General features: G+C 74.9%; 18 protein-coding genes. 11 read left to right on the top strand and 7 right to left on the bottom strand.

Going from position 1 to position 17,470, the window contains the following annotated elements:
* Positions 1-17: 17 nt before the first annotated feature.
* Positions 18-1,847, bottom strand: a complete 1,830-nt coding sequence (locus ACFYUY_RS29655; RefSeq protein ID WP_360213179.1) for an acyl-CoA dehydrogenase — start codon at positions 1,845-1,847, stop codon at positions 18-20.
* Positions 1,848-2,061: 214 nt separating this feature from the next.
* Here ACFYUY_RS29655 and ACFYUY_RS29650 point away from each other — a divergent pair, with 214 nt between their 5' ends.
* Both ACFYUY_RS29650 and ACFYUY_RS29645 read left to right on the top strand, forming a co-directional pair.
* On the top strand, positions 2,062-2,568 hold the full coding sequence (locus ACFYUY_RS29650) for an SseB family protein (RefSeq protein WP_387905168.1): 507 nt from the start codon (positions 2,062-2,064) through the stop codon (positions 2,566-2,568).
* A gap of 125 nt (positions 2,569-2,693) precedes the next feature.
* The gene (locus tag ACFYUY_RS29645; protein WP_387905166.1) at positions 2,694-3,653 is read left to right on the top strand and encodes a pirin family protein; all 960 of its coding nucleotides are present in this window, start codon (positions 2,694-2,696) and stop codon (positions 3,651-3,653) included.
* A gap of 102 nt (positions 3,654-3,755) precedes the next feature.
* Here ACFYUY_RS29645 and ACFYUY_RS29640 read toward each other — a convergent pair whose 3' ends face one another.
* A complete protein-coding gene (locus ACFYUY_RS29640; RefSeq protein ID WP_387905164.1) occupies positions 3,756-4,577 on the bottom strand; it encodes an integrase in 822 nt (273 codons plus the stop codon).
* Between the two features lie 203 nt (positions 4,578-4,780).
* Between ACFYUY_RS29640 and ACFYUY_RS29635 the strand changes: the two genes are divergently transcribed.
* A complete protein-coding gene (locus tag ACFYUY_RS29635; RefSeq protein WP_360213185.1) occupies positions 4,781-4,906 on the top strand; it encodes a hypothetical protein in 126 nt (41 codons plus the stop codon).
* A 29-nt stretch (positions 4,907-4,935) separates the two neighbouring features.
* Here the strand turns inward: ACFYUY_RS29635 and ACFYUY_RS29630 are convergent, their stop codons facing one another.
* Positions 4,936-5,565, bottom strand: a complete 630-nt coding sequence (locus ACFYUY_RS29630) for a TIGR03086 family metal-binding protein (RefSeq protein WP_360213187.1) — start codon at positions 5,563-5,565, stop codon at positions 4,936-4,938.
* Positions 5,562-6,431 carry an alpha/beta hydrolase gene (locus ACFYUY_RS29625; RefSeq protein WP_387905161.1) on the bottom strand — a complete coding sequence of 290 codons (870 nt, stop codon included), beginning with the start codon at positions 6,429-6,431 and terminating at the stop codon, positions 5,562-5,564. The genes ACFYUY_RS29630 and ACFYUY_RS29625 overlap by 4 nt, the downstream gene beginning before the upstream one ends.
* A gap of 142 nt (positions 6,432-6,573) precedes the next feature.
* Here ACFYUY_RS29625 and ACFYUY_RS29620 point away from each other — a divergent pair, with 142 nt between their 5' ends.
* Positions 6,574-7,239 carry a TetR/AcrR family transcriptional regulator gene (locus tag ACFYUY_RS29620; protein ID WP_360213191.1) on the top strand — a complete coding sequence of 222 codons (666 nt, stop codon included), beginning with the start codon at positions 6,574-6,576 and terminating at the stop codon, positions 7,237-7,239.
* Here the strand turns inward: ACFYUY_RS29620 and ACFYUY_RS29615 are convergent.
* Positions 7,236-8,564 (bottom strand): amidase, encoded by a 1,329-nt coding sequence (locus ACFYUY_RS29615; protein ID WP_387905158.1) that lies wholly within the window; start codon positions 8,562-8,564, stop codon positions 7,236-7,238. The two genes, ACFYUY_RS29620 and ACFYUY_RS29615, sit on opposite strands and share 4 nt — an antisense overlap.
* A 32-nt stretch (positions 8,565-8,596) precedes the next feature.
* Positions 8,597-8,827 carry a hypothetical protein gene (locus ACFYUY_RS29610; protein WP_360213195.1) on the bottom strand — a complete coding sequence of 77 codons (231 nt, stop codon included), beginning with the start codon at positions 8,825-8,827 and terminating at the stop codon, positions 8,597-8,599.
* Positions 8,828-9,031: 204 nt separating this feature from the next.
* Here ACFYUY_RS29610 and ACFYUY_RS29605 point away from each other — a divergent pair, with 204 nt between their 5' ends.
* Positions 9,032-10,015: an LAETG motif-containing sortase-dependent surface protein gene (locus tag ACFYUY_RS29605; protein ID WP_360213197.1), complete on the top strand. Its 984-nt coding sequence runs from the start codon at positions 9,032-9,034 to the stop codon at positions 10,013-10,015.
* A gap of 84 nt (positions 10,016-10,099) precedes the next feature.
* Here ACFYUY_RS29605 and ACFYUY_RS29600 read toward each other — a convergent pair whose 3' ends face one another.
* On the bottom strand, positions 10,100-10,738 hold the full coding sequence (locus tag ACFYUY_RS29600) for an ATP-binding protein (protein WP_387905155.1): 639 nt from the start codon (positions 10,736-10,738) through the stop codon (positions 10,100-10,102).
* Between the two features lie 229 nt (positions 10,739-10,967).
* Between ACFYUY_RS29600 and ACFYUY_RS29595 the strand changes: the two genes are divergently transcribed.
* The 6 genes from ACFYUY_RS29595 to efeB all read left to right on the top strand — a co-directional run bounded on the left by ACFYUY_RS29595 (position 10,968) and on the right by efeB (position 17,332).
* Positions 10,968-11,801: a hypothetical protein gene (locus ACFYUY_RS29595; protein ID WP_360213201.1), complete on the top strand. Its 834-nt coding sequence runs from the start codon at positions 10,968-10,970 to the stop codon at positions 11,799-11,801.
* A 180-nt stretch (positions 11,802-11,981) separates the two neighbouring features.
* Positions 11,982-12,746: a YcnI family protein gene (locus tag ACFYUY_RS29590; protein WP_387905152.1), complete on the top strand. Its 765-nt coding sequence runs from the start codon at positions 11,982-11,984 to the stop codon at positions 12,744-12,746.
* 79 nt (positions 12,747-12,825) lie between these two features.
* Positions 12,826-13,491, top strand: coding sequence for an SCO family protein (locus ACFYUY_RS29585; protein WP_360213205.1), 666 nt, complete (start codon positions 12,826-12,828; stop codon positions 13,489-13,491).
* The gene (locus ACFYUY_RS29580) at positions 13,488-13,994 is read left to right on the top strand and encodes a copper chaperone PCu(A)C (protein ID WP_387905150.1); all 507 of its coding nucleotides are present in this window, start codon (positions 13,488-13,490) and stop codon (positions 13,992-13,994) included. Before ACFYUY_RS29585 ends, ACFYUY_RS29580 begins: the two co-directional genes overlap by 4 nt.
* Positions 13,995-14,009: 15 nt before the next feature.
* On the top strand, positions 14,010-16,004 hold the full coding sequence (locus ACFYUY_RS29575) for a FixH family protein (protein WP_387905147.1): 1,995 nt from the start codon (positions 14,010-14,012) through the stop codon (positions 16,002-16,004).
* A 5-nt stretch (positions 16,005-16,009) separates the two neighbouring features.
* Positions 16,010-17,332 (top strand): iron uptake transporter deferrochelatase/peroxidase subunit, encoded by a 1,323-nt coding sequence (efeB, locus tag ACFYUY_RS29570; RefSeq protein ID WP_387905144.1) that lies wholly within the window; start codon positions 16,010-16,012, stop codon positions 17,330-17,332.
* The last annotated feature ends 138 nt before the right edge of the window (positions 17,333-17,470 follow it).

Raw genomic sequence — 17,470 nt, 5'->3', positions numbered from 1 at the left:
GTCGGTGGGTGCGGGCCTTAGAAGGCCTCCTCCGCCAGCTCCATGATCTCGTTGTCGATGCCCTCGGCGATCAGGCGCTGCGGGGTGACGGTCGGCAGCACGTTCTTGGCGAAGAAGCGGGCGGCCGCGACCTTGCCCTGGTAGAACGGGACATCCTTCTCCGAGGCGCCGGCCTCCAGCTTGGCCAGGGCCACCGCGGCCTGGCGCAGCAGCAGCCAGCCGACCACGACGTCGCCGGAGACGAGCAGCAGGCGGGTGGTGTTGAGGCCCACCTTGTACATGTTCTTGACGTCCTGCTCGACCGAGGAGAGGTCGGCCAGCAGCTTGCCGACGATGGCCTCCAGGTCGCCGGCGGCCTTGGCGAGCAGGGCGCGCTCGTCGGCCAGGGCGTCGCCGCCCTCGGCGGAGCCGAGGAACTTCTGGATCTGCTCGGACAGCGCGGTCAGCGCCTGGCCGCCGTCCTTGACGATCTTGCGGAAGAAGAAGTCCTGGCCCTGGATCGCGGTGGTGCCCTCGTACAGGGTGTCGATCTTGGCGTCCCGGATGTACTGCTCGATCGGGTACTCCTGCAGGTAGCCGGAGCCACCGAAGGTCTGCAGGGACTGGGCGAGCTGCTCGTAGGACTTCTCCGAGCCGTAGCCCTTGACGATCGGCAGGAGCAGGTCGTTCAGGCGCTCGGCGGCCTCGTCGCGCTCGCCGCGGAGCTTGGCCGCCATCATGTCGTCCTGGGTGGACGCGGTGAACAGGACCAGCGCGCGCATGCCCTCGGCGTAGGCCTTCTGGGTCAGCAGCGAGCGGCGCACGTCGGGGTGGTGGGTGATGGTGACGCGCGGGGCGGTCTTGTCCAGGAACTGCGAGATGTCGGCGCCCTGCACGCGCTCCTTGGCGTACTCCAGCGCGTTCAGGTAGCCGGTGGAGAGGGTGGCGATGGCCTTCGTGCCGACCATCATGCGGGCGAACTCGATGATCTTGAACATCTGGCGGATGCCGTCGACGGTCTCACCGAGCAGCCAGCCCTTGGCCGGGTGCTTGGCGCCGAAGGTCATCTCGCAGGTGTTGGAGGCCTTGAGGCCCATCTTGTGCTCGACGTTGGTGGCGTAGACGCCGTTGCGCTCGCCGAGCTCGCCGGTCTCCCAGTCGAAGTCGAACTTGGGGACGATGAACAGGCCCAGGCCCTTGGTGCCGGGCTTGCCGCCCTCGGGGCGGGCCAGCACCATGTGGATGATGTTCTCGGACATGTCGTGCTCACCCGAGGTGATGAAGCGCTTCACGCCCTCGATGTGCCAGGAGCCGTCCTCCTGCTTGATCGCCTTGGTGCGGCCGGCGCCCACGTCGGAGCCCGCGTCGGGCTCGGTGAGGACCATGGTGGAGCCCCAGAGGCGGTCGGTCATCCGCTTGGCGACCTCGAGCTGCTCCGGGGTGCCCTCCTCGGCGATGACGCCGGCGAAGGCCGGGCCGGAGGAGTACATCCAGATGGCCGGGTTCGAGCCCAGGATCTGCTCGGCGAAGGCCCAGATCAGCGAGTTCGGGGTGACCTGGCCGCCGATGGACTCCGGGATGCCCAGGCGCCACCACTCGGCGTCCATGAAGGTCTGGTAGCTCTTCTTGAACGAGGCGGGGACCGGCGCGGTGTTGGTCTCCGGGTCGAAGACCGGCGGGTTGCGGTCGGCGTCGGCGAACGAGGCGGCGAGGTCGTTCTCGGCGAGGCGCGAGATCTCGCTCAGGATGTTCTTCGCGGTCTCGACGTCCATGTCCGCGAACGGTCCGGTGCCGTAGACCTGCTCGCGACCGAACACCTCGAAGAGGTTGAACTCCACGTCCCGCAGGTTGGACTTGTAGTGACCCATGGCCGTTTTCTCCGGTTCGTCGCTTCCGGGAGACCGCCGCGTTCGGGCGCCCCGTACCCACCAGTAGGCATCATGATGCTACCCAGCGGTAACTTGGGCAAGCCCCCGGCGGTGAATCCGCTATGAACGTGGTCACGTCCCACAAGCCGGGCCGACCACTCCTTGTCAGGATCGACGCCCGCACGAGCGGCCGCGCTCCCGCTAGCCTGTCCGTGTGTACGGATATGACCAGAACGCATACCCGGGCGACCCCTACCAGCAGCAGGCGGGTCCGCAGCCGGGCATGAACGGCATGCCCGGCGCCGACGCCTACGGCGCGCAGTCGCAGACGTCCCAGCAGCAGTCCCTCTACCCCGAACCCTCGCCGCCCTCGCTGGCGGACGCCGTCCGGGCCTTCACCACCGGCTCGATGGCGGTCGAGGACTTCCAGGCCATCTTCATCACCTCGAAGGTGCACTGCCCGCGCGGCGACCGCCCCGGCTTCCTGGCCCTGCACAACACGCCGACCCCGGTGATCCCGATGTTCAGCTCGCTGAAGGAGCTGCGCCGCTACGCCGGCAAGGACTCCAAGCACTTCACCGTCACCGGCGCCGAGGTGCTGGACCTGCTGCCGACCGGCTACGGCTTCGCGCTGGACATGGAGGGCGAGCACCGGATGGTGTTCGACGCCAAGGCCGTCGAGCAGATGGTCGACTTCACGATGCGCCGGATGTACGGCTAGCCCACCCCGGAGGAGGAGCCCCGGCTCCTTCGTCACCACTTGGTTCAATTTTCAACTTGCTTGTTGTTGAGGATTGAACTATTCTCGTGGACGTAGGCCAGAGGAACCCCCCGAAGGAGGCCGACATGCCCGCCGTGACCGTCGAGAACCCGCTCGTTCTGCCGCGCGTCGCCACCCCGGACCCCGCCACCACGAGCGCCCGTCCGGTCCTGACCGTGGTCACCGCACCCGAGGGCTACGAGGGCGAGGGCTTCCCCGTCCGCCGCGCCTTCGCCAAGATCAACACCAAGTACCTCGACCCGTTCATCATGATGGACCAGATGGGCGAGGTGGAGTACGCCGCCGGCGAGCCCAAGGGCACGCCCTGGCACCCGCACCGCGGCTTCGAGACGGTCACCTACCTGATCGACGGCGAGTTCATCCACAAGGACTCGCACGGCGGCGGCGGCCACCTCGGCGGCGGCGACACCCAGTGGATGACGGCCGGCTCGGGCCTCCTGCACATCGAGACCCCGCCCGAGTCCCTGGTGGCGACCGGCGGCCTGTTCCACGGCATCCAGCTGTGGGTCAACCTCCCCGCCTCCGACAAGATGACCGCACCGCGCTACCAGGACATCCACGGCGGCCACGTCAAGCTGCTCTCCACCCCGGACGGCGGCGCGATCCTGCGGCTCATCGCCGGCGGAATCGACGGCCACCAGGGGCCGGGCGTCACCCACACCCCGATCACCCTGATGCACGCCAGCATCACCCCGGGCGCCCGGGTCACCCTGCCCTGGCGGCCCGACTTCAACGCGCTCGCCTACGTCCTCAACGGCGACGGCACCGTCGGCGCCGAGGCCCGCCCGATCCACACCGGGCAGGCGGCCGTGTTCGGCGAGGGCGACACCATCACCATCACCGCCGACGCCCGGCAGGACTCCCGCCACCCCAACCTGGACGTGATCCTGCTCGGCGGACAGCCGATCCGCGAGCCCGTCGCCTGGTACGGCCCGTTCGTGATGAACAGCCACCGGGAGCTCCAGCAGGCCATGGAGGACTTCCAGGCCGGGCGGCTCGGCTCCATCCCGACCGACGCCTCCTGACACCGGCGCCCGGCCCGCACGACGACGGCCCTCCGGCCCCCCGCACGGGGCCCGGGGGGCCGTCGTCGTGCCGCGCACCCCTGCGCGGTGCCGCGCGCACCGCTACAACAGGGCGTACAGCGCCGAGGCGTCGTCGTGCGCCTTGCCGCGCGGCCAGCGCTCGCAGGCGGCGTCGGCCCGCTCGACCTCGCGGACCTGGGCGATCAGCTCGGCCGGCCCGGACTCCGCGAGCAGCCGCAGCACGTCCGCCCAACTGCCCAGCCCGAAGCGCTCGGTGTAGCGCGAGGCGCCGTCGGTGAGGGCGGCCAGCGCGCGCAGCCGCTCCAGCCGGACGAAGCCGGTCTCGGCGTGCCCGGCGGCCTTCGGACTGGCCGCGGCGATCCACGGGCCGTTGCCGCGGTTGCGGGCGGCCCGGACGGCGAGCGCGTACTCCAGGTGCAGCGCGGCCCGCTCGGCCGTGCCGGGGACGGTCGACCAGACCTGCTGGCGCAGGCCCTCCCCCCCGGGGAAGCGCTGGTTGTCCCCGATCACCTTCGGCGGGCCCTCCTTGTACTCCAGCACCAGCAGCGAGTCGCCGAGCACCAGGTACTCCAGCGACTCGCCGTGCCGCCGGGCGGCGACCACCATCGCGGCCGGGGTGTTGGGGTGCCCGAGGTCGCAGCGGCCGCCGTGCAGGGCGGCCGTCTCCACGATGGCGTCGGACAGGCACTCGGCGATCGAGCGGTCCACCCGGTCGGTGAGCCGGGCGAGCAGGTGCACGCCCAGCCGGCGGACGTACCAGGCCGTCCCGTGCCGGCACCCGGACTCCAGGCCGGTCGGCGAACTCGCACCGTCCAGCAGTACCAGCGCCTCCGGCGAGGCCGCCGCGAAGTCCTCGCTCTCGCGGTCCGGCCGCCGTGCTTCCCCTGCGAGCTGTAGCTGCATCCCGACAGTGTGGCCGCCGCCCCCGGCCCACGCCCAGACCCGTGCGCCGGAGTGGCGCGGGCCGGTCCCCGCCGCCCGGTGGCAGCCGGGGCAATTCGGCCATACCGTCGGATAAGGACTGGACAATTCGGCCAATCAGGGCCACTCAGGTTTGGTAGCACCTTCGGGTGTCAGGGCGGCCCGGGACTGACGAGGAGCAGGACATGGTCTGGCAGTTCATCGTGCTGGTGGCCGCCTCGCTCGGCTTTCCGACCGCCGCGCTGCTCTTCCTGATCGGCGGGCCGCGCTTCCCCGACGAGCAGCGCGGCGGCCGGCACGCGCGGACCTGACCCTCCGGACGGAACGGGCCCCGGCCGGGTCAGGGCCGCCAGGCGGGGTCGCGGCCCAGCAGCGCCAGCGCGCGCTCGAACCGGCCGCCCCGCGCGTCCGGCTCCAGCCGCGGACCGAAGGCCTTGCCCGGGGTCCGGTTCTCCGGCGCCGCCGGGACGGCCTCGGCGACCGCCGACAGGGCGGCGGCCAGCGCCTCGTCGGCGTCCACGGCGGAGACCAGCGGGGCCCGGGCGCCGACCGCGGCGGCGACGTCCCAGCCGTGCACCAGGGTGTCGAGCAGGTGGAAGCCCACCGCCAGGTCCGTGGGGACGGCCGCGTCGGGGCGGATCTCCGGGAGCCGGACGGCCGCCCGGCCGGCCGCCGCGGCCTCCCGGAACGCCGCGGTCAGTTCGGCGCCGGTGCGCCGGAAGGCGCCCGCCGGATCGTCCCCCACCGGGGCGTCCGCCCAGAGCGCGAGGTCGGGCCCGGCTCCGCGGGCGGCCGCGGCGAACCCCTGGTGCTGGCCGACGACGTGCGCCAGCAGCCGGCGCAGCGGCCAGCCCGCGCACGGGGTCGGCAGGTCGAGCTGCTCCGGCCGTACGGTGTCCACCACCTCGGCGGCCAACTCCAGGGACCGGGCGTGCAGTTCGACCTGTGCGTGCAGTCCGACGAGCTTCATGCGGCGGCGACCTCCGGGCCGGCGGCGGACAGGAATCCGATCACCTGGTCAACGACGGCCGGTTCCGCGACGATCCGGCGGTGGCCGAGGCCCCGGGTGACGACCAGGTCCAGCCGATCGGCGTAGGCCTCCTTGAGCCGGTGCGCCTGGGCCAGCGGGACGACGTCGTCGCCCTCGTCGTGCAGCACCAGGACCGGCAGGTCGACCGCCGCGCTCCGGCGGGCGGCGTCGTAGCGCTCCCAGACGCCCGCGTCCCCGCCGAACAGCTCGCGTTCGACGCGGTGGCGCAGCGCGCGCTCGACGGCACCGTTCAGCCCGAGCCCGGCGCAGAAGGCGGCGGGGAAGAAGCCGACCTCGGACACCCCGGAGACGGCCGCCAGCCGGCCCGCCCGCAGGCCGTCGGCCAGTGCGCCGAAGGCGGCGCAGACGCCGAGCGAGTGGGCGACGACCCCCTCGAACGGGCCGTACCGCTCCTGGAGCAGCAGGGCGAGCTCGCGGAACTCCAGCACGCTGGTGGTCCGCCCGCAGGAGTCGCCGTGGCCGGGGGCGTCGAAGGCGACGGCGCTGAGGCCGAGCTCCCGCAGCCGGGGCACGAAGGGGGCGAACCGGGAGGCGCGGGAGCGCCAGCCGTGCAGGAGCAGGACGGGCCGTTCGCCGTCGCCCCAGCGGTACCCGACCACGGGCTTGCCGTTCACGACGAGGCGCTCGGTGGCGGCCTCCCGGTGGACGTCCTGCTCGGCCGGGCGCACCCGGCTGCGTCGCAGCGGGCGCTGGAACAGCTCGAACGCGGCCCGGCCGGCCGGGCCGGGGGCGAGCCGTGCGGCGGGGTTGAGGACGGTGCGGATCAGTGCCTGGGCCGGGTCCATCGGGTCTCCCTGTCGGTGCTGACGGGCGTGGGGCCGTGCTCGGGGCGAGATATTAGCACGATCGTTCGTGCAGTTTTATGGGCCGGGACGGCCCCGCCCACTACCCTGGGCAGCACGCACCGGACGAGCACGGGGGTGGACGATGGCCGGACCGACCACGGACGGCAGGGTCCTGCGCGGCGAGGAGACCCGCCGGGCCGTCCTACGCCGAGCCGTCGCCGTCGCCTCCGTCGAAGGCCTCGACGCCCTCTCCATCGGCCGGCTCGCCACCGACCTCGGCCTCAGCAAGAGCGGCGTCTTCGCCGGCTTCGGCTCCAAGGAGGAACTGCAGCTCGCCACCGTCCGGGCCGCCCGCCGGATCTTCGCCGACGCCGTCGTCGCCCCGGTCGCCGACACCCCGCCCGGCCTCGGCCGGGCCCGCGCCCTCTGCGAGAGCTGGCTGGCCTACTCCCGGGCCCGGGTCTTCCCCGGCGGCTGCTTCTTCTACGAGGTCACCGCCGAGTTCGACGCCCGCCCGGGGGCCGTCCGGGACGCCCTCGCCGAGTGCGCCGTGGAGTGGCACGGCGTGCTCGCGGACGCCCTCGCCCGGGCGCGCGACGCCGGCGCGCTGCGGCCCGGCACCGACCTCGACGACCTCGCCTTCGCCCTGGTCGCCGTCCTGGAGACGGCCAACGCCCAGGCCGTGCTGCACGAGGACGACACCCCGTACCAGCGGGCCGGCCGCCTCCTGCTGCGGCTGCTGCGCGCCGAGGCCACCGACCCGGCCGACCCGGACCTGAGCCCGGGCCCGGCCCAGGGCGCGAACTAGGCAGTCTCCGCCAGCACCCGTTCCAGCAGCGCCGCCCGGCCGAGCAGCGCCTCGTCGCCGCCCGCCGCGCCGACCACCTGCAGGCCCAGCGGCAGCCCGTCCGCCGTCCGCCCGGCCGGCAGGCTCACCGCGGGCAGGCCGAGGTGGCTCCAGGGCAGCGACATCACCGCGTCCCCGGTGGTGTGCAGGCCCGCCGGCGCACCGCCGGTCGCCGAGGGCGCCAGCCAGAGGTCCACCCCGGCCGCGGCGGTCGCCCCGGCGACCCGCTCCCGCAACCGCTCCCTGGCCTGCAGCGCGGCCGCCCGGTCCTCGGCCGCGACGCCCTGGCCGACCCGGATGCTCGCGACCGTCTCCGGCCGGTACAGCCCGCCGAACCGGGCGAACCAGTCCGCGTGGCTGCGGGCCAGTTCGAAGCGGTTGATCGTCTGCAGCTGGCGGGTGATCTCCGCGAAGTCCGGGAACAGCGGCACCCGGCGCACCGTCAGCCCGGCCCGCTCCAGCCGGGCCAGCGTCGCCTCGAAGGCCCGCAGCGCCGCCGGTTCGGCCCGCTCCAGGTAGGACCCGCCCGGCACGCCCAGCACCGGCGCCCCGGCCCGCTCCTCGCCGGCCCAGCCCTCGCCGGCCCGCCAGTCGTCGCAGAGCAACGCGGCCGCCAGGGCCGCCCCGGCCAGGTCGGCGGTGAACACCCCGAGGGTGTCGAAGCTCGGCGCGTTCGGGAGCACCCCGGCCGTCGGGATCCGCCCGTACGTCGGCCGGAAGCCCACCACCCCGCAGTACGCGGCCGGCCGGATCACCGACCCCACCGTCTGGGTGCCGACGGCCAACGGCACCAGCCCTGCCGCGACCGCCGCCGCCGAGCCGCTGCTGGAGCCGCCCGGGGTGTGCCCCGGGTGGTGCGGGTTGCGGGTCGGGCCGGGCGCGCTCGCCGCGAACTCGGCGGTCACCGTCTTGCCCGCGACCAGGGCGCCCGCCGCCAGCAGCCGGTCCACCACCACGGCCTGCGGGCCGGCCAGCACCCCCGGCGGCAGCGCCGAACCGCCGTGCGTGGGCAGGCCGTCCACGTGCACGACGTCCTTGATGCCGACCAGCACCCCGTACAGCGGCGGCCGCCCGGCCCGGTCCGGGTACCGCGCGGACAGCGCCCGCGCCCCGGCGCTCAGCCGGTCGTGCCGGCCCGGCTCCGGGACGAACGCGTGGATCAGCGGGTCGACCCGCTCGACCAGCCCGCAGAACCGGTCGACGTGCTCGGACGGGTCCCGGCTCCCGGAGCGCAGTTCGGCGGCCTCACGACTCAACGACCTTGGCCGGACGAGGGGTTGTTCCATGCCGATCACGATAGACCGGGCGCCGGCGACCGTTACGGGTGCTCGGCCGCCAGGTACGGCTGCTCGCGCAGGAAGTACGCCCCGCAGGTGTGGCAGCAGAGTTCGGGGGTCTTGCCCCAGTCCACCGCGTCCCGCACCTGCGCGGCCGCATCGAGCTCCCGGCCGCACATCGCCACGTTCTCCGCCCCCCGGACCATGTGCCACAACCGCACTTCGCCGGCCGCACCCCCGGCCCCGTACTCGGCTCGCATCTGGTGCATCATCCATCCATCGTCCGACCGCCCCCCGGCTCCGGCAACCGGGGCACGGACACGCTCCGCAGCCGTGCGATCGGAAAATGCCGATCCCGATCGAATTCAGCCACCGGAACCCGATAGGGTCACGGGCGCGACAGCCGACGGCGCCATTCGCCGAGGCTCAAGTCGCCCCAAAACGGACTCATTTCACCCAAAGCTGGAGCACTCATCGTGCGCTCTTCCCGCCTTCTGGCCGCCTCCACCCTGGTCGCGCTCTCCCTCGGCGCCACGGTCGGCGCCGCCTCCGCCGGTGCCGTCGGCATCACCCCGACCGCGACCGCCACTCCGAGCGCCACCGCCACCCCCAGCGCCACGGCCACTCCGAGCGCCACCGCGACGGCGACCCCGAGCGCCACCGCGACGGCGACCGCCAAGCCGCCGACGAACCTGCCCACCCCGCCGGTGCCGGCCCCCAGCGGCGGCCCCTGCCACGGCGTCCTCCACCAGGACCTGAAGGTCACCGGCTCCGGGCTCGCCAAGGCCACCCTGGTCAAGGGCGGGCCGGCCCAGGAGGCCACGGTCACCTTCGAGAACACCAGCACGGTCGACCTCAAGAAGGTCGACGGCTACTTCCTCTTCAGCGACGCCGGCCAGACCGAGGGCGCTGCCAACCCGGTCACCTGGGGCAAGGAGTCCTTCACCATCCAGGTGAAGCTGCCCGGTGGCGACTGGAAGACCCCCGCGCCGGAGAGCGTCAAGGGCAACATGTCCTACCTGATGGTGGACCTGGGCGAGTACAAGATCGCCAAGGGCGAGAAGCTCACCTTCCAGGTGCGCCTCGCGGCCACCGACAAGGCGCTCGTCTCCCCCTACTTCGCCCAGCTGAGCGTCAACTCCGAGACCTTCGAGCGCAAGGACGTGCCGGGCGCCCCCGCCACCGACAGCTGCCTCAACTTCGGCGGCGACTACCGCGTCAACGACCTCTTCAAGGTCGTCGACGCCGCCGCCCCGGGCACCCCGGCCACCGGCACCACCGCCACCACGGCCGCCGCCCGCCCCGCCGCCTCGGCCTCGCCGTCGGCCGGCCCGCACCTGGCCGAGACCGGTGCCGACTCCAACACCCTGCCGATCGCCCTCGGCGGTGCCGCGGTGCTGGCCGCCGGTGCCGGCACCCTCTTCTTCCTGCGCCGCCGCAAGGCGGGCTCGCAGGGCTGAGCCGTCCGCGGATGAACGACCGAGGGGCCCGGAGTGCTGCACTCCGGGCCCCTCGGCGTCGGCCCGCTCCGGCCCCGGCCCGCGTCAGGAGGCCGCCCGCAGCAGCGCGCCGTCCTGCCACTTGAGGATCTTGTCGAAGCTCACGATGGCCCCCCGCAGCGGATGGTTGCGCAGCTGGACGTGGTCGGTGAGCGCGTGGATGAGGAAGAGGCCGCGACCGGACTCGGCGGTGAGGTCCGGGAGGGCGTCCAGGTCGACCGGCCGCAGGCTCGGCGTTGGGGGGCGGGCCGGCAGCACGTGGGTGTCGTACGGGTGGCCGTCGCGGCGGGGGCGGTGGGCGGTGAGCACCCGGGCCGGGACGGTGGCGCGACCGCGCCGGGGGCGGCGGTGCGCGAGCGGCCGCAGCACCGGGGGCGCCGGCCGGCGGTGCGGCAGCGGCGGCACGGCCACCGCCGCGGGGGCGGGCAGGCCCGGTCCGGAGTCGACGACCTCGATCCGCAGCCGGTCGCCGCTGATCGAGGCGGTGACCTGGAAGCCGTCGTCGGGCCGGCCGGCGGCGCCGTGCTCGACGGCGTTGGCGCAGGCCTCGCTGAGCGCGACGCCGAGGTCGTGGGCGACCTGCGGGTCGACGCCCGCGGTCGCCATGGCGCCGAGCAGGATGCGGCGGGCCAGCGGAACGCTGGCCGGGTCGCGCTTGAGGTGCAGAGTCCACCAGATGTCCACGGGAGGTCCCTCCTGGCTGCGGCTCCACATACAACTAGGTATCTCCGGGCGATTCCGCGGTGAACCGTGCCCGGGGGCCGCTGCCGCCCGTTCGGCGGATGGACTGGGGCCGTGGTCTGTGCCGAGTGGCGCACTCACCGCCCTGCACGCCGCCGCCGAACGGGGCATTCGTAGGGATTTCCCACCCTGCCCGCGTCGGCGGTGTACGCGATGAGATGATGTCCCGGCCATGACTGCCCTCGCCGCCGCCCCGCTCCCGGGCGCCCCCGCACCGGACGCGCCGGTCGGGGCCGCCGCCTGGGACCTGCGGCTCCTCAGGGCCGTCCCGTTCGCGCTGGTCTGCACCCTGATAGCGGCCGCCGGGCACGCCCTGGCCGGCGGCGGGAACGTACCGCCGACGGCGCTGGCGACGGGCTTCGCCGCGGTGCTGGTGCTCGCGGTGGCGTGCGGCGGGCGGGAGCGCTCGCTGGCGGCCATCGCCGGTGCGCTCGGCGCGGGCCAGCTCGCCCTGCACTGCCTCTTCCACGGCCTCGGCGGCCAGGCCGCAGGCATGGCCGGGATGGCCGGGATGCACCACGGCGGCTCCGGCCCGCTGACCCTGCCGCAGGTGGCCGGCCGACTGATCTGCAACGAGGGCCGGCCCGGCACGCTGGCCGGCCTGCCGGGCGCCCCGTCCGCGGAGCAGCTGGTCTCCTCCGCCGGCCTGGACCCGAACGCCTACGCCGTCGCGCCGTGGTGGCAGGGCGGCGTGTTCGGGATGACGCCGTCGATGCTGGCCGGGCACCTGGCCGCCGCGCTGGTGGCGGGCTGGTGGCTGCGGCGCGGCGAGGCCGCCCTGTGGCGCCTGGTGCGGGTGGCCGCCTCGGCGGCCCGGGAGCACTGGGCGGCGCCGCTGCGTTCGGCCCTGGTCCTGGTGGCCGCGCTGCTGCGCGGGCTGTTCGGCGCGGCCGGGCCGGTGCGCCGGTTCGCCGCCCGGGGCGGGGAGGTCCTGCTCCCGGCGGGTGCCGCGCTGCGGCACAGCGTGGTGCGGCGCGGTCCGCCGTGCGGGGCCCCCGCGTACTAGCCCGTCCCGGCTCCTTGGTGCCGGTTCGCGCGGGTGCGCGGCGTCCGGGCCGTTCCCGCGTCCTGCTCGCGGCGGCCCCCGGTTCAGCCCCCACGCCCCCCGCACGGCCCCGCCGAGGCACGGTCCCACCGTCGCCCGGGAGCGGGCCGGCCACCGAGCTCCGATCGGAGACCCCGCATCATGCGTTCCCTTCCCACCCGTCGTCTCGCCGCCGTCGCCCTCACCGCCGCCGCCTCCGTGGTCGCGCTGGCGGGCCCCGCGTTCGCGCACGTCACCGTGAACCCCGGTGCGGCCCAGCAGGGCGGCTACACGGCCGTCGACTTCCGGGTGCCGAACGAGAGCGACACCGCCTCGACCGTGAAGCTGGAGGTCAACCTCCCGCTGGACCACCCGCTGGCCTCCGTCCGGACCCTCCCGATGCCGGGCTGGACCGCGACCGTCGAGAAGGCCAAGCTCGACAAGCCGCTGAAGGTCCACGGCAGCGACGTCAACGAGGCCGTCTCCAAGATCACCTGGACCGCCGACGCCGGCACCAAGATCGCCCCCGGCCAGTTCCAGGAGTTCCGGGTCTCGCTCGGCCCGCTGCCGACCGACGCCGACAGCCTGGTCTTCAAGGCCCTGCAGAGCTACGACAACGGCGACGTCGTCCGCTGGATCGACGAGTCCAAGGACGGCCAGCCGGAGCCGGCCAAGCCCGCCCCCGTCCTGAAGCTCACCAAGGCCGCCGCCGGCGACGGCCACGACGACTCCCACGGCGTCACCGCCTCCCCGACCGCGGCCGCCCACGGCGACAGCTCGGACCACGCCGCGGCCGCGGACGACGGCAAGAAGGCCGACGACTCCACCGCCCGGGTGCTCGGCGTGGTCGGCATCGTGGTCGGCGTGATCGGCACCGCCGTCGGCGTGCTCGGCCTGCGCCGCCGGAGCAGCGGCTCCGCCAACTGACCCGTCCGCCGGCGGGGCGGCCCCGGGCACTCCCCGGGGCCGGCCCCGCCGGCGCTCCACCGCGCACGATCGGAACCCCATGCCCCGCACCACCCGCACCACCCGCCTGGCCGGCGCGGCCGCCGTCGCGCTCGCCGCCGCCCTGACCCTGTCCGCCTGCGGCTCCTCCGGCGGCTCGGCCCCCGCCAAGGTCACCCAGCAGAAGGCCGACTCGCCGTACCAGGGCACGGTGCTCAGCAAGAACTTCGAGAAGCCCGACCTCCAGCTGACCGACACCTCCGGCCAGCCGTACGACCTGCGGCAGAAGACCGCCGGCAGGAGCACGCTGCTGTTCTTCGGCTACACCAGCTGCCCGGACGTCTGCCCGACCACCATGGGCGACATCGGCGTCGCGATGAAGGCCCTGCCCGCCGAGGAGCGGCAGAAGATCGACGTCGTCTTCGTCTCCACCGACCCGCAGCGCGACACCCCGAAGGTACTGCGCACCTGGCTGGACTCGATGGGCACCGACTTCATAGGCCTCACCGGCGACCTGGCCAAGGTCAAGACCGCCGCCCGGTCGCTCGGCATCATGATCGAGGACCCGGTGGTCAACCCGGACGGCACCGTCACCTCGACCCACGGCGCCCAGGTGCTGGCCTTCCTCCCGTCGGACGACAAGGCGCACGTGCTCTACCTGAGCGGCACCGAGGAGAAGACCTACGAGCACGACCTGCCCCTGCTCGCCAAGGGAGTCGCGGCGTGAGCGCGCGGACCGGCCGCCCGGCGCTCGGCTTCCGGCGCACGGCGCTCACCGGCGCGGTGCTGGCGACGGCCCTGGGCGGCGGCGCCATCCTGGTCGCCTGCGGGGCGGGCGGCCAGGACGGCGCCGGCGGCGGGCCCGCGCGGCTGAGCTTCGCCGACTCCTACATCCCGCTCCCGCCGGCCGGCGGGATGGCCGCCGGCTACCTGACCGTGCGCAACGACGGCGGCCGGGACCAGCTGGTGAAGGTCAGCAGCCCGGGCGCGGAGTCCGTCACCATGCACCGCTCGACCCCGTCCAGCATGGAGCAGGTCGAGAGCCTGGACGTGCCCGCGCACGGCGCGCTGCAGTTCGCCCGCGGCGGCACCCACCTGATGATCATGGGATGGCAGAAGGCCCCCGCGCTCGGCGACGAGCTGGAGCTCGACCTGACCTTCGCCAGATCCGGCACCCTGTCGGTCAAGGTGCCGGTCAAGGAGCTCACCTACCGACCCGGCCACAGCTAGAGGGGACCCGCCAGCATGGAGAAGGCCTCCCACCGCCGCATCGCCGGACTGCTCGGAGTGCTCGGCGCGCTGCTCGCGCTGATGCTCGCCGGCGCCGGACCGGCCTCCGCGCACGCCACCCTGGAATCCACCGACCCGCACCAGAACTCGGTGGTCGCCGCAGCCCCGCAGGCCGTCACGCTGACCTTCAGCGAGTCCGTCTCGCTGTCCGGCGACTCCGTCCGGGTGCTCGACCCGGCCGGCAAGGCCGTCGACAGCGGTGACCCGGGGCACGCCGACGGCAAGTCCAACACCGCCCGGGTCGGACTGCGCGGCGGACTCGCCAACGGCACCTACACGGTGGCCTGGCGGGCCGTCTCGGAGGACTCGCACCCGATCGGCGGCGCCTTCACCTTCTCCGTCGGCGCCCCCTCGGACACCTCGGTGTCCGCCACCGCGCTGCAGGGCGCCAAGGCCGACGGCCTGGTCGCCGCCCTCTACGGCACCGGTCGCACCGTCGCCTACGCCGCGTTCGCCCTGCTCGCCGGCGTCGCCGGGTTCGTCCTGCTCTGCTGGCCCGGCGGGGCGGCCCGGCGCCGGGTGCAGCGGCTGCTGATGACCGGCTGGACGGCGCTGCTCGCCTCCACCGTCGCGGTCCTGATGCTGCGCGGCCCGTACGAGCGCGGCTCCGGGATCGGCAAGGCGCTCGACCTCTCCCTGGTGCGCGCCACCCTGGACGAGCGGATCGGCACCGCGCTGGCCGCCCGGCTGCTGCTGCTCGCCGCGAGCGGGGTGTTCCTCTCGCTGCTGGTCGGCCAGCTGGGGCAGCCCGCCCGGCCCGCCGCGACCGGTGCCGGGGGCCCGGAGGCGGCGGCCGACGCCGAGGACGCCGAACTGCGGGAGCTGGAGCAGCGGGCCGCCGAACGGCCCCAGCGCGAGGCCCGGCTCGGCCTCGGGGTCGCCGGGCTGGTGCTGGCCGTCGCCCTGTCGGCGACCTGGGTCGGCGCCGACCACGCCGCCGTGGGCATCCAGGTCTGGCTGGCGCTGCCACTCGGCATGCTGCACCTGATCGCGATGGCGCTCTGGCTGGGCGGCCTGGCCGCGCTGCTGGTCGGCCTGCGCGAGGGCGTCGGCGCCGAGGTCGTCGACCGCTTCTCCCGGATCGCCTTCGGTGCGGTCGCGGTGCTCGTCGCCACCGGCCTCTACCAGTCCTGGCGCGGCCTGGGCAGCTGGGGCGCCCTGACCGGCACCGAGTACGGGCGGCTGCTGCTGGTGAAGACTGGCTGCGTGCTCGCCATGCTGGGCGTCGCGTGGACCTCTCGCTCCTGGCTGTCCCGGCTGCGCTCGGCCCCGGCCGAGGCCGCCGAGGTCGAACCCTCCGAGGTGCCGGAGCCGGTCGGCGCCGCGGCGCGGTCCGCGGACCCGGTCCGGCAGGCCCAGCTGGAGCGCCAGCAGGCCGCCCGGCAGAGCGCCGGACGCGACCGCGGGCTGACCCCGACCCGCGCCGGACTGCGCCGTTCGGTGCTGGTCGAGGCGGCGGTCGCGGTGGCCGTCCTGGTGGTCACCACCCTGCTCACCAACTCCCCGCCCGGACGGGTCGCGGGAGAGGTCAAGGCCGGGGCCGCCGCCCCCGCCCCGGCCGGCCCTGCGGCGGGGGACGCACCCGCCCCGCAGACCGAGCCCGGCCGCACCGTCGAGCTCAAGCTGCCGTACGACACCAAGGGCCGGACGCCGAACGCCAAGGGCACCGCGACCGTCACCCTCAACCCGGCCCGGACCGGCCCCAACGAGGTGCACCTCAAGCTGGACGGCGCGGACGGCCAGCCGGTGGAGGTCCCGGAGGTGGAGCTGGCCTTCACCCTGCCGGACCGCGACCTCGGCCCGCTGCCGGTGGCGCTCACCCCCGAGGGCACCGGCCGGTGGAGCGGCTCCGCACAGCTGCCGCTGACCGGCACCTGGGTCGTGTCGGTGCAGATCCGCTCCTCCGACATCGACCAGACCACCCCCACCCAGCAGTTCAAGATCGGCTGACCTCGATGGAGCACACCACGCCCGACCGCGCCACGCCGGACGGCGCCCCCGCGGACACCCCGGCGGACGCCCCCGCCGGCGGCACGGGCCGGTCCGGCCTCACCCGGCGGGCGCTGCTCGGCACCGCCGGCGCCGGACTGCTGGCCGGCGCCGGCGCGGGCGTCGCCGGCGCCGTCGTCCTGGACCGCTCCGGCGGGGCGCAGGCCCCGGCACCGGGCGGCGCGCTCGGTGCGGCCCGGGTGCCGTTCCACGGCGAGCACCAGGCCGGCATCCTCGAACCGCAGCAGGCCCGGGTCCAGCTCGCCGCCTTCGACCTGGCCGACGGCGTCGGCCGGGACGGCCTGCGCACCCTGCTCCGGCGCTGGACCCGCACCGCCGAGCGGCTGACCGCCGGGGAGCCCCCCGAGGACTCCGACGACCAGGTGGCGCTGGACGCCGGCCCCTGCGCGCTCACCGTCACCGTCGGCTTCGGGGCCGCGCTGTTCGACAAGGCCGGGCTGGCCGACCACCGGCCGCAGGCGCTCGAACCGCTGCCGGCCTTCCCCGCCGACGCGCTCGACCCGGCCCGCGGCGACGGCGACCTCTTCGTCCAGATCGGCGCCGACGACGCCCTGGTGGCCGTGCACGCGCTGCGGGTGCTGCAGCGGCAGGCGGCCGGGACGGCGGCGCTGCGCTGGCAGTCGGCCGGCTTCGCCCGCACGCCGGGCGCCACCGCGCGCCCGGTGACGGGCCGCAACCTGATGGGGCAGATCGACGGCACCAACAACCCCAGGCCCGGGGAGGACGGCTTCGCCGCCAAGGTGTTCTGCACCGCCGGTCCGGACCAGCCGGCCTGGCTGGCCGGCGGCTCCTACCTGGTGTTCCGGCGGATCCGGATGCTGCTGGACACCTGGGAGGCCCTGCCGCTGGACCGGCAGGAGCGGGTGATCGGCCGGCGCAAGTCCGACGGCGCCCCGCTCGGCGCCCCCGCCGGGGCCGGCGAGCGCACCCCGGTCGACCTGGCCGCGCAGGGGCCGGACGGCGCACTGGTGATCCCCTCCGACGCGCACGTCCGGGTCGCCGCCCCGGCCGCCAACGGCGGGGCCGCCATGCTGCGGCGCGGCTTCTCGTACCACGACGGCCTGCTGCCCGACGGGTCGCCGGACGCCGGGCTGCTGTTCCTCGCCTTCCAGTCCGACCCCCGCCGGGGCTTCACCCCGGTGCAGCGCAAGCTGTCCCGGGGGGACGGCCTCTCCCGCTTCCTGCGGCACGAGGCCAGCGGCCTGTACGCCGTCCCGCCGGGCGTCCCCGCGGGCGGCTACCTCGGCCAGCAGCTGCTCGACGGGTAGGGCCCGTCGGGCGGATCCCGCCGGACGGGCCCCGGCCCACGGGCCCGTCGGCCCCCGGTCCCGGCTGCTGGAACGCTTTCCTGCCCGGACCGCGAAGTCGTTATGGTGGCTGTTTCGGCACCACCCTGCCCCGGTTCC

Source organism: Kitasatospora sp. NPDC004745, assembly GCF_042873275.1.
Classification (GTDB): domain Bacteria; phylum Actinomycetota; class Actinomycetes; order Streptomycetales; family Streptomycetaceae; genus Kitasatospora.
Note: the sequence above shows the minus strand (reverse complement) of the source record. Positions and strands in the feature narration are given on the sequence as shown.

Bases quoted from the DNA above. Each gene is read 5' to 3' on its own strand.
- ACFYUY_RS29610 (WP_360213195.1), bottom strand. From the start codon at position 8,827: ATGATGCACCAGATGCGAGCCGAGTACGGGGCCGGGGGTGCGGCCGGC.
- ACFYUY_RS29635 (WP_360213185.1), top strand. From the start codon at position 4,781: ATGGTCTGGCAGTTCATCGTGCTGGTGGCCGCCTCGCTCGGCTTTCCG.
- ACFYUY_RS29645 (WP_387905166.1), top strand. From the start codon at position 2,694: ATGCCCGCCGTGACCGTCGAGAACCCGCTCGTTCTGCCGCGCGTCGCC.
- ACFYUY_RS29590 (WP_387905152.1), top strand. From the start codon at position 11,982: ATGCGTTCCCTTCCCACCCGTCGTCTCGCCGCCGTCGCCCTCACCGCC.
- ACFYUY_RS29655 (WP_360213179.1), bottom strand. From the start codon at position 1,847: ATGGGTCACTACAAGTCCAACCTGCGGGACGTGGAGTTCAACCTCTTC.
- ACFYUY_RS29640 (WP_387905164.1), bottom strand. From the start codon at position 4,577: ATGCAGCTACAGCTCGCAGGGGAAGCACGGCGGCCGGACCGCGAGAGC.
- ACFYUY_RS29620 (WP_360213191.1), top strand. From the start codon at position 6,574: ATGGCCGGACCGACCACGGACGGCAGGGTCCTGCGCGGCGAGGAGACC.
- ACFYUY_RS29595 (WP_360213201.1), top strand. From the start codon at position 10,968: ATGACTGCCCTCGCCGCCGCCCCGCTCCCGGGCGCCCCCGCACCGGAC.
- ACFYUY_RS29625 (WP_387905161.1), bottom strand. From the start codon at position 6,431: ATGGACCCGGCCCAGGCACTGATCCGCACCGTCCTCAACCCCGCCGCA.
- ACFYUY_RS29615 (WP_387905158.1), bottom strand. From the start codon at position 8,564: ATGGAACAACCCCTCGTCCGGCCAAGGTCGTTGAGTCGTGAGGCCGCC.
- ACFYUY_RS29585 (WP_360213205.1), top strand. From the start codon at position 12,826: ATGCCCCGCACCACCCGCACCACCCGCCTGGCCGGCGCGGCCGCCGTC.
- ACFYUY_RS29575 (WP_387905147.1), top strand. From the start codon at position 14,010: ATGGAGAAGGCCTCCCACCGCCGCATCGCCGGACTGCTCGGAGTGCTC.
- ACFYUY_RS29630 (WP_360213187.1), bottom strand. From the start codon at position 5,565: ATGAAGCTCGTCGGACTGCACGCACAGGTCGAACTGCACGCCCGGTCC.
- efeB (WP_387905144.1), top strand. From the start codon at position 16,010: ATGGAGCACACCACGCCCGACCGCGCCACGCCGGACGGCGCCCCCGCG.